This is a genomic window from Bartonella sp. CE47NXGY, assembly GCF_042195415.1.
Classification (GTDB): domain Bacteria; phylum Pseudomonadota; class Alphaproteobacteria; order Rhizobiales; family Rhizobiaceae; genus Bartonella.
In genome coordinates, this window is record NZ_JBHIOI010000019.1 from 1 (window position 1) to 15,557 (window position 15,557).

The 15,557-nt window shown below is 42.1% G+C and carries 15 protein-coding genes; all 15 read left to right on the forward strand.

The genetic code is table 11. The features are described 5' to 3' along the window. Nucleotides 1-807: 807 nt before the first annotated feature. The 15 genes from ACFIL3_RS06435 to ACFIL3_RS06505 all read left to right on the forward strand — a co-directional run bounded on the left by ACFIL3_RS06435 (nt 808) and on the right by ACFIL3_RS06505 (nt 14,301). A complete protein-coding gene (locus tag ACFIL3_RS06435; RefSeq protein WP_375638511.1) occupies nt 808-1,134 on the forward strand; it encodes a hypothetical protein in 327 nt (108 codons plus the stop codon). A gap of 184 nt (nt 1,135-1,318) precedes the next feature. Next, the gene (locus tag ACFIL3_RS06440; protein WP_375638505.1) at nt 1,319-1,450 is read left to right on the forward strand and encodes a hypothetical protein; all 132 of its coding nucleotides are present in this window, start codon (nt 1,319-1,321) and stop codon (nt 1,448-1,450) included. Nucleotides 1,451-1,612: 162 nt separating this feature from the next. Beyond that, nucleotides 1,613-1,744, forward strand: coding sequence for a hypothetical protein (locus tag ACFIL3_RS06445; RefSeq protein WP_375611677.1), 132 nt, complete (start codon nt 1,613-1,615; stop codon nt 1,742-1,744). 13 nt (nt 1,745-1,757) lie between these two features. Further along, nucleotides 1,758-1,940 carry a hypothetical protein gene (locus ACFIL3_RS06450; protein ID WP_375681948.1) on the forward strand — a complete coding sequence of 61 codons (183 nt, stop codon included), beginning with the start codon at nt 1,758-1,760 and terminating at the stop codon, nt 1,938-1,940. A 663-nt stretch (nt 1,941-2,603) separates the two neighbouring features. After that, the gene (locus ACFIL3_RS06455) at nt 2,604-3,965 is read left to right on the forward strand and encodes a PBSX family phage terminase large subunit (RefSeq protein ID WP_375681376.1); all 1,362 of its coding nucleotides are present in this window, start codon (nt 2,604-2,606) and stop codon (nt 3,963-3,965) included. Then, on the forward strand, nt 3,965-5,800 hold the full coding sequence (locus ACFIL3_RS06460) for a portal protein (RefSeq protein ID WP_375681949.1): 1,836 nt from the start codon (nt 3,965-3,967) through the stop codon (nt 5,798-5,800). Before ACFIL3_RS06455 ends, ACFIL3_RS06460 begins: the two co-directional genes overlap by 1 nt. Before the next feature lie 542 nt (nt 5,801-6,342). Continuing rightward, nucleotides 6,343-7,116 carry a hypothetical protein gene (locus tag ACFIL3_RS06465; RefSeq protein ID WP_375613656.1) on the forward strand — a complete coding sequence of 258 codons (774 nt, stop codon included), beginning with the start codon at nt 6,343-6,345 and terminating at the stop codon, nt 7,114-7,116. A 344-nt stretch (nt 7,117-7,460) separates the two neighbouring features. Beyond that, nucleotides 7,461-8,579, forward strand: coding sequence for a N4-gp56 family major capsid protein (locus ACFIL3_RS06470; protein WP_273791303.1), 1,119 nt, complete (start codon nt 7,461-7,463; stop codon nt 8,577-8,579). Between the two features lie 83 nt (nt 8,580-8,662). Then, nucleotides 8,663-9,358: a hypothetical protein gene (locus tag ACFIL3_RS06475; protein WP_375681380.1), complete on the forward strand. Its 696-nt coding sequence runs from the start codon at nt 8,663-8,665 to the stop codon at nt 9,356-9,358. Between the two features lie 21 nt (nt 9,359-9,379). Next, complete coding sequence (locus tag ACFIL3_RS06480; protein WP_375678560.1) at nt 9,380-9,523, forward strand: hypothetical protein; 144 nt, start codon at nt 9,380-9,382, stop codon at nt 9,521-9,523. A 130-nt stretch (nt 9,524-9,653) separates the two neighbouring features. Then, nucleotides 9,654-9,845 carry a hypothetical protein gene (locus tag ACFIL3_RS06485; RefSeq protein ID WP_375681950.1) on the forward strand — a complete coding sequence of 64 codons (192 nt, stop codon included), beginning with the start codon at nt 9,654-9,656 and terminating at the stop codon, nt 9,843-9,845. 53 nt (nt 9,846-9,898) lie between these two features. Beyond that, nucleotides 9,899-11,362 carry a hypothetical protein gene (locus ACFIL3_RS06490; protein WP_375681951.1) on the forward strand — a complete coding sequence of 488 codons (1,464 nt, stop codon included), beginning with the start codon at nt 9,899-9,901 and terminating at the stop codon, nt 11,360-11,362. A gap of 349 nt (nt 11,363-11,711) precedes the next feature. Then, nucleotides 11,712-12,164: a hypothetical protein gene (locus tag ACFIL3_RS06495; protein WP_375681952.1), complete on the forward strand. Its 453-nt coding sequence runs from the start codon at nt 11,712-11,714 to the stop codon at nt 12,162-12,164. Further along, nucleotides 12,161-13,300, forward strand: a complete 1,140-nt coding sequence (locus ACFIL3_RS06500) for a tail fiber domain-containing protein (RefSeq protein WP_375674551.1) — start codon at nt 12,161-12,163, stop codon at nt 13,298-13,300. Before ACFIL3_RS06495 ends, ACFIL3_RS06500 begins: the two co-directional genes overlap by 4 nt. Then, entirely contained in the window at nt 13,297-14,301 is a 1,005-nt protein-coding gene (locus ACFIL3_RS06505) for a phage tail protein (RefSeq protein WP_375651062.1), read from the forward strand. Before ACFIL3_RS06500 ends, ACFIL3_RS06505 begins: the two co-directional genes overlap by 4 nt. Nucleotides 14,302-15,557 lie beyond the last annotated feature (1,256 nt).

Below are 15,557 nucleotides of genomic sequence, written 5' to 3' on the forward strand. Positions count from 1 at the left end.
ATTTTTAGTTTGCACTTCAAGCTCCCCTCCGGTTGCGAGCGCCCTCGCATGAGTATTCCGGGAGTAGTAAAGTACTGAGCTCTAGTCAGCATTTTTGCTTTTAGTGCTTATCACACCTGGACATAGCAAAAACTCCCGGAATCCCGGGACACCCACAAAGTGGGTTCATTCTTACGCTAGAGCTTAGGGCTTTACTATCCCTTATTGATCGTTGCGTGGACGATCAAAATATCCTTTGAGTGATAAAGTAATTTCAAGGGATTGGCAAGAAAAATTAAAATGTTTGCTGTACGGTTATACTGTAAAATAGGGATGTTTGGGGGCGGTAATCTGATGTTAGTAGGGGAATTTATTGGGTAAGAGGTTGGATTATAGTTTAAAACCGGTGCGGGGTGGAAGCTTTATTTAGCAGAGGAAAATTTGCTTTTTGAAGTCGAATTGTAGATCAGAGTTTATCTGGCGTGTTTGATGAAACACCATTCTTTGAAGTGTGGGATAGCCATATGAAATAATCAGCAGGGGAATCTGATAGACGAGAAATCAGCTTGTTGACAGACCCGTGTTTACAGAGGGGCGTGGGGATGACGGTTTTTGAGTTTCATTTGGCTTTTTTCTGTAATGATGTAAAAGCGTAAAAATGTGAATCTGTAAAATTATGCGGAGGATTTGGGCTTTATGTGGGCTCTTATCTTTTTGGGTGTGTCCCATTTTTTTTTAATTGTTGAATGCTTGGCAAATTTTGTTGCTGATTTTTATGTCATTTTTTGTGTTTGAGGTTTTGGTTTCTCTTTAGTTGGAAGGAACATGATGATGGTAGATGAACATTGTCTTCCCTTACGTCGAAGAGGGCGGAAAAAAGGGGCTTTAAATAAAACAACAAAGCGATTTAATGAAGCTCTTTTGACAGCGGCGGAGCAGGCTGGATATCACTATGGTGAAGATGGGCTGGTGTCTTATCTTCAGTATCATGCGTTGAATAATCCTGTTCCTTTTTTTTCGCTGCTGGCAAAAGTGTTGCCTCTTCAGGGGGCTGGAGAAGGGCAGGTTAAAACAGTTTCGCGTATTGAGATTGTACCAGTGAATGCAAAAAATAGCGAACCGGAGAAGTGTGATACTTCGATAACTAAGGTTTGAAGAAGGAGCTGTGATGTTTGGGCATTTACTGGAGAGCAGAATATTTCGGTGGGAGATATTGGGGCTTCCTATGTCGAGATGCCGGCTTTTATGGGCGATGACAGAGGGGCGTGTGCTGAAGAGGTGATACCCGAGAGGTACAATGCTTAGGGGGTGTGGTTGTTATCTACTGTTTTGGATTTTTGTGAAGGTTTGGTCTTTTCTCGTTATTGAAGGTGTGGAGATATCAAAAACAGTTTCGCGGATTGAGATTGTGCCAGTGAATGCAAAAAATAGCGAACCGGAGAAGCTTGATCCTTTGGTCACTGAGGCTTGAAGCTACGAGAAAATGTTGGGTTGGGCACATGATGTTTAAGGGATATTGTCTTTGAACGGGGATGCTAGATGTTTGTCTGAAAGCTTATGATTGAAATTGCGGTGAGGGGCGTGTGCTTTAGGCGTGTGAGCTGTGACGTTGTTAAGCTTTGGTGGGGGAAGCATGAGGACGTGGACTGGAGGAGACTTCGGTGCATATGGTGTTTTTTGGGGGTACATGGCGTCTGGGGTGGTCTGTTTGAAGAGGGGCCGGCAAGATGCTTTTATGGCGATGCGTGAGGGGCGCGATACCTGAAAGATGTTGGGGAGTGCTTGATGATATTTGCTGTTTTGGGCATCTGGTGAAGATTTGGTTTTTTCTCGTTATTGAAGGTGTGGAGATATCAAAAACAGTTTCGCGTATTGAGATTGTACCAGTGAATGCAAAAAATAGTGAACCAGAGAAGTGTGATACCTCGATAACTGAGGCTTGTGATATTGAAAAATGTTAGGCTGAGGTGGGTGATGTGGGGTGATGTCTTGCAAGGGGGCTGCTTTGGTGATTGCCTATCTTGAGGGGATTGAAGCGGAGGCTATCGTGCTTGTAGGCGCTCGTGATATTGGGAAGGGGCTTTGGTGAATGATGCCGTAAGGGCCCCCGTGTGCTGGAGGGAATTTGGTGCAGGGTATTTGTGTGGTGGATATGGAACAGTGTTTTGATGGGGGAGGGGCATGAAACTTGAGAGAAGTGTTATGCTTGCGGGATGCATGTGTTTTGGTGGGGGTATCTTGGGGGATAAAGTGTGAGGATTGGTGATGCTTGAGAGGCATGATATTGGAGGATGTTGGGCTTTGGATATGCCTGAGAGCCATGTGCTGAGGCTATGATTTGGTTGGGGGGATACCTTGCTTGTGGTTGGGGGATGACAGGCGCGGTGTTTGAGGGGGTGGGGCTTTTGTGCCTTGGGGGCTTGGGGCGCATAGGTGGGGTCAAGGGGATCTCATGCAAAAAAGTGAAATTTATTGAATATTAGGATGAAGAAAAGATAAAGCGCTGCTTTTGAGAAGGGCGTTTTTCGTTCAATTGCTCTTTTCGTTCAATTGCTCTGGGATCATTAAACTTGGGATAAGCAAAAGGGTGCAGCGCAATTATTGCTAAAGTATGAAAATTTATAATGACAACTGTTCAGAAAATTTCTCAAAAAATTGAGCAGAAAACGGCTCAAGTGGCTCTTATTCCAAAGCTTATTCCTGTTTTTACTGGAAAAGCAGATGTGCGAGCCGCTTGGGGAGGACGGGGTTCTGGAAAAACACGTTCTTTTGCTTTGATGTCGGCTGTGGTGGGATATCGCCATGGAATGGCTGGAGAACGCGGGATTATTCTTTGTGCAAGGCAATTTCAAAATTCTCTTAATGAAAGTTCTTTGGAGGAAATTAAACGCGCTATCGAAGCTTATTCTTTTTTACAAGACTATTATGAAATCGGCGATAAATATATTAAATCAAAAGATGGACGGATTGTCTATGTGTTTGCTGGGCTTGATCGCAATATCGCAAGTATTAAATCAATGGGACGCGTTTTCCTTTGTTGGGTCGATGAAGCCGAGCCCGTGACAGAAACTGCTTGGCAAACACTTATTCCAACTTTGCGCGAAGAAGGAAAAGATTGGAATGCAGAATTATGGGTCACATGGAACCCATGCCATGAAAATGCAGCCGTGGAAAAACGTTTCCGAAATGTCGATAATCCTCATATCAAAGGGGTGGAAATCAATTGGCGTGATAATCCGCAATTTCCTGAAAAACTCAATCGTGATCGAATGGACGATTTGCAGCAAAGACCAGAGCAGTATAACCATATTTGGGAAGGCGAATATCTCCAAGCTGTCCAAGGGGCTTATTATCAAAAATGTCTGCTCGAAGCTGAAATGGAAGGGCGGATTACCACTGTTCCACGGGATCCTTTGATGCAGGTGAGAATCTTTTGGGATATCGGGGGAACAGGAGCAAAGGCCGATGCTACCGCATTGTGGGTGGCGCAGTTTGTTGGAAGGGAAATCCGAGTGCTCGATTATTATGAAGCCCAAGGACAACCTCTCTCAGAGCATGTGGGCTGGGTCTTTCAAAGGGGATATGAAAAGGCTCTTATGGTTTTGCCTCATGATGGCGCAACAAAAGATCGTGTCTATAATGTGAGTTTTGAAAGTGCCCTTCAACAAGCCGGTTTTCAAACCAAAATAATTCCTAACCAAGGAACAGGCGCTGTTAAAATGCGTATCGAAGCCGTACGGCGGTTGTTTCCTGCACTATGGTTTAATCGTGAAACGACATGTGCGGGCAGAAAAGCGCTTGCTTGGTATCATGAAAAGCGCGACGAACAGCGCAATATCGGACTAGGGGCTGAACATGATTGGGCTAGCCATGGGGCCGATGCCTTTGGACTGATGTGTGTGGCTTATGAACAACCAAATGCTAAAGCGCGAAAAAAACCTTATCGCTCGTTTCACCATTCTCAAACTTCATGGATGGCTTTTTAATGAATATGTCTACAAATTCTTCTTTTGATCAAATCGAAACGCTTGAAAATCAAGCTCTCTTTAAAAAACTCGTGGGTTGGTATCAGGATGATATTGATCATGTCGAAAAATGGCGAAAAAATGCCCAGGAAGATTACGATTTTTATAATGGACGGCAATGGAATGAGCAAGACCTTGCCGTCTTGCACGAACAAAACAGACCGGTGATGACTTTTAACCGTATTGCGCCTTTAATTAATGCCGTGATTGGGGCTGAGCGCAATAATAAAAGGCAAGTGCAATTTATTCCACGACAAGAAGGGGCTGCCTTTGCTAATCAGATTCTGACAGGAGCAGCCGAATGGTTTCGCGATGAAGCCGATGGCGAATACGAAGATTCCGATGCCTTTCAAGATGCAATTATTTGCGGTATGGGCTGGACAGATACACGCCTTGATTATGAACAAGATCCCCAAGGAAAACCAATCATTGCACGTTTAGACCCGATGAAAATGGTGTGGGATGCAAGTGCTGTCAAGCCTAATCTTATTGATGCTCAACGCTTATGGTATATTGATGAAAAACCCCTTGCTGTGGCGCAGGAAATGTTTCCCAATGTTCATTGGAGTGACCTTAATGCTGATTGGGTTAAACATCAGAGTTTTTTACATTCAACCAGCGATGGGATGACACAAAGTTATCAGTCCGAGAGGGGGTATCAAGGAGAAGAGGGGAGCGGCTATCAACGTCCTAAAATGGTGACATTGGTAGAATGTCGCTGGTTTGAACGCGAGGTGGTTTATAAAGTTCTCGAGCCTCTAAGTGGAAAGTTTGTCGATTATTCAGAGCAGGATTTCCAAAATTTAAGCAAAACCTTTCCTCATGTCCAGGCAACAAGGTTGAACAGAAAAATTGTCAAACGGGCATTTTTAGGTAGAAAGCTGCTTGAAGCGCCTGATAAGCCTTTGGTTCCACCCAATCAATTGGGATGGGAGTGTATTACCGGTACTTTTGATAAGTTAAGCCGACAGTTTTACGGAATTGTGCGCCCTACAAAAGATCCGCAACGGTGGGCAAACAAATATTTTAGTCAAGTAATGCATTTGCTCAATAGCCAATCAAAAGGCGGCATTATGGCAGAACGCGATGCTTTTGATGATGATCGACAAGCCGTCGAGAGTTGGGCTAGAGCCGATAGCATTACTTGGTTGAAAAGTGGGGCTGTGTCTGGCGGAAGAATCCAACCTAAACCCGTGGCGCAATTTCCGCAAGGTTTTTTTCAATTGTTTAATGAAGCAAAGAGTGCTCTCGAACAGGTGACGGGGTTGTCTTCTGAATTTATTGGGACGCGAGCTGTCAATCAGCCTGGCATTCTTGAACAACAACGGCGACAATCGTCACTTAATCTTTTGGCTTCCTTTTTTGATGGGTTGCGTCGATATCGGCAACGACAGGGAAAAATTATTCTCTATCTTATTCAAAATTATCTCTCCGATGGGCGGTTGGTGCGTATTGCTGGTGATGAAAATGCCCAGTATGTGCCGCTGACACGCGAAATGGTGACAAGCTTGGAATATGATATTGTCGTGGATGATGCGCCAACAAGTCTTAATGAAAAAGAGCGTACTTTTGCACTGATCATGCAATTGCTTCCTTTGATGCAAAATTTTACAACGCCTGAGATTATGCTCGATCTTTTACGCTATTCGCCTTTACCCGCTTCACTCATTCATAAAATCGCTATAAAGGCGCAAAACTCTTTTCAAGAAGAGCAAAATGCTTCAGCGCAGATGGGGGGTAATGTGGGAACAGAGCAGATAATGCAGATGTTGCAGACAGTAAAGGCTCAACAATAGGACGCTTTGTCATGCGCGACTTCTGATAAATTCCATCTACCAGAAATTGCTTATCGATACAATTTCCATAGCGTAATGTCGTCTTCCTTTATCTTCGAAGAGCTGTTTTATGAGACTATCCCTGTTGGGGGAAAACAGGAGAACGAGGGAGTCTTGCCGTTATGTGGGGTGAACTTGGTGGGGCATGGTGGGCGCAGAATGAGCTTATCGATTTCCATAGTGCATGGGCTTCCTTTTCCCAAAAGAACTGTTTTATAGGGCTGGATTGTTGGGAAAAGTAGGGTGGAGAGGGAGTCTTGCCGTTATGTGGGGTGAACTTGGTGGGGCATGGTGGGCGCAGAATGGGCTTATCGATTTTTGTAGTGCATGGGCTCCCTTTTCTTAAAAGAACTGTTTTGTAGGGCAGTGTTGTTGGGAAAAGTAGGGTGGAGAGGGAGGCTTGCTGTCATGTGGGGTGGAGAGCATTGGGGGGATAAATGCTCACAGGCTGTTTTATCTGAAAAATTTGATTTTATTGTTTAAAAAAAGAGAAGGCTAATGTCATGGATCAAGAACACTTAACGCCGGCAGAACAAAACCAATTGAAACAAGATTTTCTGGTCTCAACACAAGAGGGAGAAGATGGTGAAATTGCAAGAGAAGAAAAAACTCTTGAAGATAATTTTCAAGGGCAAGTGCATCAACAACAGTACTCTTCGCAAAAGGCTGGAAAAGAGGTTCAAGGGGGAGAAGATGTTCCACCAGATCCGCAAAAAGACTTTATGGGCTATATGCAATGGTTGGGAAAAACACTCCAAAAACAAGGGCTTGTACATGAAAAACAACAGCCTTCTCTTGCTCGCGAAGCAGAACAGTTGCATGCATTTTTTCAGCAGTCTGTTGCCAGTGTTAAACAAAAGCATCATGATTTTGATCAAGCAGCTGATTTTATTTATGAAACGCGGGCTAAACAGTTGGCAGCTTGTGCTTCGCTCTATCCTGAGATGGCAGATCCCCAAAATATTGATGCGATAATTGGTGATGAGTTGAAGCAGATCTTGCGCGATTGTGCGCAAAAAAATCAAAATCCGGCTGAAGTGATTTACTCTATTGCACAAAAAATTGGCTACACAAATGTTCCCAATAACATGGGTGAAAATTTACAGGAAAGACACAATTCTGCACGTACTCTTGCTGCTTATAACGGCTTGACGCCAAATGGGCCGATTTCTTTGGATATGCTTGATAAAATGTCAGAAGCAGAGTTTAGCGCTTGGGTTGCTGATCCTAAAAATAAAGCCGCTTTTAATCGTTTAATGGGGGGAAGAGAATTTTAAAAACAAGAATGTGGCAGGTGTTTTTTGCGGGAATGTTAAGAGGCTTTTGGCGCAGAAGAATGCGGGAGTGTTTTTTGCGGGGAACGTTAAGAGGCTTTTAGCGCAGGAGAATGCGGGGGAGTGTTTTTTGCGGGAATGTTAAGAGGCTTTTGGCGCAGAAGAATGCGGGGGGATTTCTCAAACACGGATGTGGTGAGGAGAGCTCTTATAAGGAGGAGGCAGACGTTAACAGAAATTAGATAAAACTCACAAACAACCTATTCACCATTTGAAATGAAATGTGGTGTTTTAACAACCGGCGCTTTGCCGGGTTTTTTATGTCAATAAAACTTTTAGAGGACAAAATGACTGTAACTTATATCGGACTTAATGACCCAATGGCAGTGCGCACATGGTCTAAATTACTAAACCAAGAAGTCTCAAAAGCACTTCCAATTGCGCCGTTGATTGGAAATGATTCAAACAGTATCGTACAATTAAAAGATGAAACTACGAAAGCAAGTGGGGATGCTATTAGCTTTAATTTGCGTGTGCAGTTGCTAGGCGATGGGGTGAGTGAAGGGCAGACATTGGAAGGCAATGAAGAAGCTTTACAGTTTCTCAATGATCGCTTGGCAATTAATGAACTCGTTCATGCTGTGCGTGTCAAAAATGAGGGAACGATTGATCAACAACGAATTCTCCATGATTTGCGCACCGAGGCAAAAAATGGTTTGGTTGATTGGTATGCAGATCGTCTGAGTATGATGTTCTTCATTCAAGTTTGCGGGTATACCGCAAAAACAATTAACTTTGAAGGACGCACGATTACCCTTAAACCAGTTCATTATGGGTTTAATGCGCCAACGGCACCAACCAATAAACGTGTGGTACGTCCTAATGATAAAGCAAAAGATGAGGACTTAAAAGAAGACGATGTTTTTGATCTCAGCTTGATTGATAAAGCAGTTGAACGGGCTAAATTGGCAAATCCTAAAATTAGACCTGTGCGGATCGATGGGGAAAATGTTTATGTGCTTTATCTTCATCCAACCCAAGTGACACAATTGCGAACCAATACTGATGCGGGGCAATGGCTCGACATTACTAAGGCAATCTATAGTGGAAGTCGTATCAAAAATCCGCTCTATGATGGGTCTTTGGGCATGTATAATGGTGTGGTTTTGCGCGAAGCTGAACATATTACCGAAGGGGTCGAAGCTGGAACCGCTAACAAAGCTGTACCAAATGTGCGGCGGGCTGTTTTGCTTGGTGCGCAGAGTGCTGTGATTGCTTTTGGTAAAGATCGAGGGGCGACACGCTATAAATTGGTGGAAGAACTCTTCGACTATGAAAGAGAATTCGGGGTTGCGGCCAAAACCATTATTGGTATGAAAAAAACTTGCTTTACCTTGCCAGGAAGTACGCAAGGGGCTCAGGATTTTGGCACTATTGTCATTCCAACTTATGGAGCACCCGCTTAAAGCGAATGTTTGCTCTCTTCCCCCAACAAGAGGGATCTGTTGGGGGAAAAATTTAAAATGCTTCCAGAAACAAGGACAGGCTTATGACCACTTTATCCACTGATCCCCAAAATCTAAACCTTACACATTCAGACCATTCTAAAACTTTTGCTTATATGGTCGCGCTTATTCAAGATGAAATTGACGATACAACAGCGGAATATTCCCTGCAAATTCAAGATTCAATTTTTACGGCTTTGCGTTTGTGTGAACGCGAACCCTTTTTCTTTAATGAAAAAAGAGAAAGGACGTTTAAAACACAAAGTGGTAAAACATGGTATGGACAAGAAGAAGGGGTTTTTATTGAAGCAGAAAAGAGTTTGGAGGGCGTCTTTTTAGTAACAAAGAGTGCAACACCAACAAAGTTGTTCTTTAAGCCCTTGGAAGTGTTGCATCAACAATATGGTATGCATCCTGCGCTAGGAACGCCATTCTTTTATACCTACCTTGATCAAAAAATAGGACTCTTTCCAACACCAGAACATGTGGAAACTGTACAGCTTTCTTATGCTCCTGTTCATTTTGCCGATGAACAGCTGAAAGAGGATGATAACCCTTGGTTGATTTATGCTTTTGATCTTATTAAAGCACGAGCAAAATATGAACTTTATAAAAATATTCTTAAAGATCCTGAATATGCCGCCGTTTCTTTCAGAGATTTTCAAGAACAGCTTCAAGCTTTGCGCATTGAAACATCGCGCCGAAAAGGTTCTTCAAAGATTCGCCCAATGCGTTTTTAAAAAGTTCATTTCAAATCGTTTATGGCTGGCGTTGAAGGTTGGTTTGGCACTGGTGGCTGGTTTGTCACTTATGGCTGGATTTGCGCGTTGGGTGTTGATGGTGAAGGGCTGGTGGATGGTGTTGGGGTGGCCATTATTGATGGTATCGTTTTTTTGGTGCGTTAAACAACCTAAGGTTGTTTATTTTGTTGAATTTTATGCCTTTAGAGTTTTAAGGGCTTTTGTGGTTTTTTATCCATAAGCCTTGGTATTTTGAATGGCACTGAGCTTTTCAAAGATTTTATGGGGGCTTTTGATGGCTCTTTCCCCCGTCATTGTGGGGGGTGATTGCGGGCAGTTGATTTTGGTTTGGCGCTGGTGGATGGCGTTGGGGTGGCCATTATTGATGGTATCGTTTTTTTGGTGCGTTAAACAACCTAAGGTTGTTTATTTTGTTGAATTTTATGCCTTTAGAGTTTTAAGGGCTTTTGTGGTTTTTTATCAATAAGCCTTGGTGTTTTGAATGGCACTGGGCTCTTCAAAGATTTTATGGGGGTCTTGATGGCTTTTTTCCCAATCGCTGATTATCGACCCGATGTGGCGGATATCAATGGAATTTTTACCGATGAACTTGTTAATGTGCTCCCGGCGGATGGCTCCTATATCCCTATGCCAAGTTTTGAGCCTTTATCAGAGCCTTGTCCGGAGCCAATCTTAGGCACTCTTGCGGTTAAAACAAAAAATGGAGTTTCTATTATTGTCGGGACAAGAGAAAAAATCTACTTGCTTGATAATACAACAATGAACTGGAAAGATATTAGCCAAAAAGGAAAACCTTATCTGGCTAATGTTGATGCTCCGTGGTCTTTTGCTTTGTTTGGTGATTTTATCATTGCTGTGAATGCCAATGATAAACCACAAGTGATTGATATTAATCATGATAAAACATTTAGAAATTTAGGAGGAAATCCACCACAGGCAGGGATTGTTCGAATCTGGGGAGATTTCGTTTGTTTGATGAAATTAACCGAAAATCCAAGACGGGTTCATTGGTCTGGATTAAATGATGCTGAATTTTGGACCGTGGGAAAAAAAAGTTGTGATTATCAAGATTTTCCTGATGGCGGATTCGTCCAAGGGGCAACGGAGACAACAAATCCAATTATCTTTATGCGTTCTGCAATCTATGCTGGTTCTTTTATTCCTGGCTCTAAGATTATTTTTAGTTTCCAAAAAATCCACGATAAACGAGGCGCAAAAAATGCTGAATCAATTGTTTGTAGAGGCGATTTAGCATTCTTTGCCGATGAGGGCGGGTTTTATCAAATAACAAATGAGGGACAGATTATACCCATTGGGTTCGAAAAAGTCGATCGAACGATGACCGCAAAATCAAGGAAGGATAATCTGTACACTCTGTCTGCTGCTATCGATGGGGTGTATAATCGTGTTTATTGGATGGTTGATTCTGATGAGAACCTTCATAAACGTATCTTGCTCATTTATGATTGGGGATTGCAAAAATGGACAAAAGCTCTCGTCGATATCAAAATGATATTGCCTATTTTCTTAGCAGGAACAACCCTAGAAGGTCTTGATTTTGTGACTAAGAATATTGACGATTTGTCCTTTTCTCTTGATAGTAAAGCTTGGAAAAATGAATCACCTATTCTGGGGGCATTTGATCAACAGGGGAGACTGGGTTCGTTTTCTGGGGGTCCTATGGCTTGTGTCGTGACATCACAAGAAATGGGGCAGACAAATGGCATGATAACACGGGTGAAAAATATTATGCCTCAAGTCAATAGTGGAAAGTTTTATTTGTCTGTGGGAATGCGCTTTCGACAATCTCTTGAAGAGGAAACTGTTTGGTTGCCAGAAAAACAGCCCTCTTATAATACTGGACAAATTCACTGTCGTGCAAGGGCACGGTTTTATCGCTTTAAATTGCGTATTCCTGAAGGGGTGAATTGGACTCATGTCACTGGATTTGATGTGGAATTGACGCGGGCCGGCATGCGATAGGCATGCCCTTTTGTAATACCATGCGATAGGCTCAAGCCTCTATTATTAAAGAACAAATGCCCCATAGGCTTCCCAAACCTTTATAAACAAAGGCACAATGCGATAAGCTGTGTCTTTATAATATGAAGAACAAGGTGGTGCGTTATGTTTCATGCTTTTCTGCGATAAAGGAAAAATAGGCTGCACCATGGTTTATTTTTATAAAGAAAAAAGTTCCCTCTTTGTTGTGACAAAGGGATGATGGGGCTTTTTTTCTTTTATTGTGCGGGGGGCATGGAATGCGTGAAGTATGCATGGGGATGCGTATTGCTCAAATGAGGGAAATGACAAAGCTAAAAGAGCTAAAATTATGATGCTTGAGAGTCAAGATTTATATTCTGCTCATCTGACAGAGCAGTGGCCATGGGGAAAAATAGCTCCCTATCAAGAGGCACTCAATGCTGCATTGAAAAAATATGCGCAGCGCTTTCCGGATGATGTTTGTCTGGAAAAAATTGCTGAAGAAATCGCTACCGGACAAGCACAATTGTGGCTGGTCTTAAAAAATAAAATCCAATTTAGTGCTTTTGCAATTACCAAAGTTGAAATAACCCATACGGGAAAAAAATGCGTCGTTCTCTCAGATCTTGCGGGAGAGGGAGGGCTGAAATTGGTCAAGTTGATTGATGAAGTCGAAAAATGGGCGCGAACAATCAATGCGGACGAAATGCACATGTTTGGAAGAACTGGATGGGCGAAAAAGCTCGCTCATCACGGATATTCTCGTAATCTTATTCAATATAGAAAGGTTCTGAACCCATGAGTAGAAAAACCACACCTCAAGTGCAGACAACAACACAAACAAATGCTCCACCTGCTTGGGCGGCTGATATTCTTAAACAAGCCAGTGCTGATGCACTTGGACTTTATAATAAAGGAATTGGCGGAAACGTTTATCAGGGAGACAGAGTCGCTGGTCTTAGCAATATGACAAAAAATGCGCTGACCGGTTTACAACAAGCAGCAGGGCTCTATAACAATCCAACGGTAACGCAATGGTTGAATGCACCAACCAACAGCGCTACAAATCTTTCCGGTATGGCTAAGGGAAGCTGGATTGGAAGCAATAGCAAATTTAATACTGCATTGCAAAATGCTCTGAATAAAACATCCGATGCAATTAATCAATCGATGTCGGGAGCAGGACGTTATGGTTCTGGCGCTCATACTGGTGTGCTGGCCGATGAGTTAGGCGCCTTGGCAACAAATGCTGCAGCACAGCAATATAATCAAGATATTAACAATATGATGAATGCAAACCAGATGATTGATCGCTCTCAGAATGATCAAGTTAATGCAGCAAATAGCTATTATCAAGGACAGAGTAACGTGCAAAGCAATGCTTTGAAAGGGGGTATGATTCAAGATATAAACCGCCAAAATGTCTTAGATGCTGAACGCCAAAAATGGTCAGAAAAAGATAATCAAGATTGGAACCGATTGCAAAGTTTGTTACAGGTAGGAACACAGGCTGCTGGAAATTACGGAACGACTTCAGGAAAATCCACGACAATGCCTTCTGTGACAAAAGATCCATTGCGTGATGCGCAGCAAGTACTTGGATTGGTCGGAGGAATTTTAGGGCTTTGTGATGTGAGAGCAAAAGAAAATATTATCCCTGTGGGGCAGAAAAAGGGATATCCACTTTATACCTTTAATTATAAGGGAAATCCACAACGTTATCAGGGCGTTATGGCGCAAGACGTGTTGCGTGTGAACCCTGAAGCTGTTTATGTCAATGCGAAAACAAAGTTATTGCATGTTGATTATGACAAAATAGGCCTGAAAATGGAAAAAATGAAAATGGAGAAAATGCCGGCATCTAAAAATAAAATTGCGGCTTTCTTTTCTTCATTTTTTGCTCGTTTTCCCTTTTTGAAAAAAGAGTATCTTCTATGAGTTCGATTTATGATTGGTCAATTGTTGCATCAGAAAATGCTTATGTCGACGAGAATATAAACTGGGCAGAAGGGCAACCGCCAAGCACAGTCAATGATAGTGCTCGCGCTATGATGCAACGCATCAAAGAATATTTGTTGGATAATGGGGGCGGGATTGAAACACAGTTTACTGTCGATGTGGAAAATGAGAGAACGTCACTTCGTTTGGCAACAAAGTCTTTTTTTGAGACTTATATGGATGGCATTGTTGTGCGCTTTAAAGCACAAGGCGTCAACAGAGGAATAACAAATATTTCTTTAAATCAATTGCCGCCAAGACCAACTTATATGGCAACGCCAGAGGGTATTATGCCTTTAAAGGGCGGGGAAATTCAAAAAGGGGGGCTTTATGAAGTCGTCTATACGCGTGATATTGCCGGAAAAAATGCTGATGGCTGGTTTTTAACCAATCCTACTATAAAACTTCCTGAAATTCCGCCCTTTCCTCCTTTGCCTGAAACTTTTTCTTCTGGATTTATCGGGACTTTTGCTACAGAAAAAATACCCTCTGGATGGTTACTGTGTGATGGTAAAGAATATTCGCGAAGGAACTATGCTAATCTCTTTGCTGTTCTGGGAGAAACATGGGGAAAAGGAAACGGGAGAACAACATTCAATGTTCCCGATTTGCGTGGAATGTTTTTACGGGGGCTCGATAGTGGAAAAGAAATTGATAAAGGACGTCGCTTGGGAAGCCGACAAGAAGAGTCTTTTCAATCCCATACCCATGAGGGAAAAACAGATTCAACAGGTAACCACCAGCATAGTTATCCAATGATTGAAGAGGTAGTTTGGGATATGAATCACGGTGAATATTATAGAAATCTGGCTCAAATTTACAATAAAAATTTGTTGACAGGTCCTGCGGGAGAGCATGAACATAAGGTCTTGTTGCAAAAAACAGGGGGAGATGAAACACGTCCTGTCAATGTGGCGGTGGTTTATGCTGTCAAAGCCTGAGAATGAAAGCTGTGTGAGAGAAAGATAAAAATGCTTGCAAAATGTTTGTTATGAAAAAAAGTCTTATTGAATATAAAGTCTTATAGAATATATTGTGCAGAAAGTTTTGAGGCGCTTTAGAAAAAAAACTCAACTCTCTTTATTCTTTTATTTTTTGTGCTGCCTTTGTTGGATGCCTAAAGGTGAGTTTACCTATTGTTCTTTAGAGGATCAAGACAGTGATTATTAAAGGTAGGGAAAGAACAAAAAAAATTTCTTTATTCATGGCGTTTTTTGCTGAGGAATAAAGATTTTATCCCAAATGCCTCTCTCTTGTGGTATCGTGATCCATTGTTTCAAGTGCTGGGTTTAAACCGCTGCTGTGCGATGACAAAAAGCCCCTAGATAATTTTATCCTATTATAGCGTAAATACCGTCATTAAAACACTATTATTGAAGCTGGTGATATCAGTAAGATAGCTTAAAGTATTTAATACATTAGCAACTGTTCTGGGGAGGATTTGCTTGGTTAAGTATTATGCAAGTGAATCATATAAATAATGAGCAGATATGGAGCTCCTTCAGAGGAGTTGGATTGTTTACAAACCGATGTGGGGCTAAAACCTTTGTCCTTTGAGGGTGGTGGAAAGAGGTCAACGGATATGTTTATTTAAAGCGAGAAAAAGCAAAATGGAGCACTCCCTTTTTTGGCAAAGCGTGTAGGAAAAAAGCCACTCTTTGTTTTCAAAATGGGTGCACTGTTGGCAAGAGCAGCAGGTTGGCGATGCGTTGTAGTACATGGTGAGGCATTGAACTCTCTGAGATGGCATTTTGTGCTTATCAGGCAACTTCTTGAAACGGGATGAGAGTGATACGAGAAAAATCTATAAGACAATAGTTTGTTCCGTTGTGTTGTAAAATACCATTGTTTGAGATGTGGTTAAAATTTTATGCATGGGGTGTTTTTCATCTGTGCGTATTCCTAACGCAGCATTTTTTTGTAGAATAACTCTGGACAGGGGATACATTACAAGGATGCATTTGAAGGGGGAAGCCAAGTCAAATCTGTTAGATAAGAAGCCAGATTGTTTACAAACCATTGTTTATTGATTGCCATTATTTAAAGACCGGTGTGGGCTTTGTCATTTTGGGGAAAGCTGACACAGCATGCAAGGTGACATGCATTTCTCTTTGGTTTTAGGTGGTAAAATCATCATTTTAGGTGGAAAACAGAGTATAATCTAAAAAAATACCTTGTAAAAATTTTCGATGAGGAA

Coding starts and splice junctions, on each gene's coding strand:
- ACFIL3_RS06465 (WP_375613656.1), top strand. CDS start 6,343: ATGGATCAAGAACACTTAACGCCGGCAGAACAAAACCAATTGAAACAA.
- ACFIL3_RS06500 (WP_375674551.1), top strand. CDS start 12,161: ATGAGTAGAAAAACCACACCTCAAGTGCAGACAACAACACAAACAAAT.
- ACFIL3_RS06485 (WP_375681950.1), top strand. CDS start 9,654: ATGGCTCTTTCCCCCGTCATTGTGGGGGGTGATTGCGGGCAGTTGATT.
- ACFIL3_RS06495 (WP_375681952.1), top strand. CDS start 11,712: ATGATGCTTGAGAGTCAAGATTTATATTCTGCTCATCTGACAGAGCAG.
- ACFIL3_RS06470 (WP_273791303.1), top strand. CDS start 7,461: ATGACTGTAACTTATATCGGACTTAATGACCCAATGGCAGTGCGCACA.
- ACFIL3_RS06445 (WP_375611677.1), top strand. CDS start 1,613: ATGAGGACGTGGACTGGAGGAGACTTCGGTGCATATGGTGTTTTTTGG.
- ACFIL3_RS06490 (WP_375681951.1), top strand. CDS start 9,899: ATGGCTTTTTTCCCAATCGCTGATTATCGACCCGATGTGGCGGATATC.
- ACFIL3_RS06460 (WP_375681949.1), top strand. CDS start 3,965: ATGAATATGTCTACAAATTCTTCTTTTGATCAAATCGAAACGCTTGAA.
- ACFIL3_RS06475 (WP_375681380.1), top strand. CDS start 8,663: ATGACCACTTTATCCACTGATCCCCAAAATCTAAACCTTACACATTCA.
- ACFIL3_RS06480 (WP_375678560.1), top strand. CDS start 9,380: ATGGCTGGCGTTGAAGGTTGGTTTGGCACTGGTGGCTGGTTTGTCACT.
- ACFIL3_RS06455 (WP_375681376.1), top strand. CDS start 2,604: ATGACAACTGTTCAGAAAATTTCTCAAAAAATTGAGCAGAAAACGGCT.
- ACFIL3_RS06505 (WP_375651062.1), top strand. CDS start 13,297: ATGAGTTCGATTTATGATTGGTCAATTGTTGCATCAGAAAATGCTTAT.
- ACFIL3_RS06435 (WP_375638511.1), top strand. CDS start 808: ATGATGGTAGATGAACATTGTCTTCCCTTACGTCGAAGAGGGCGGAAA.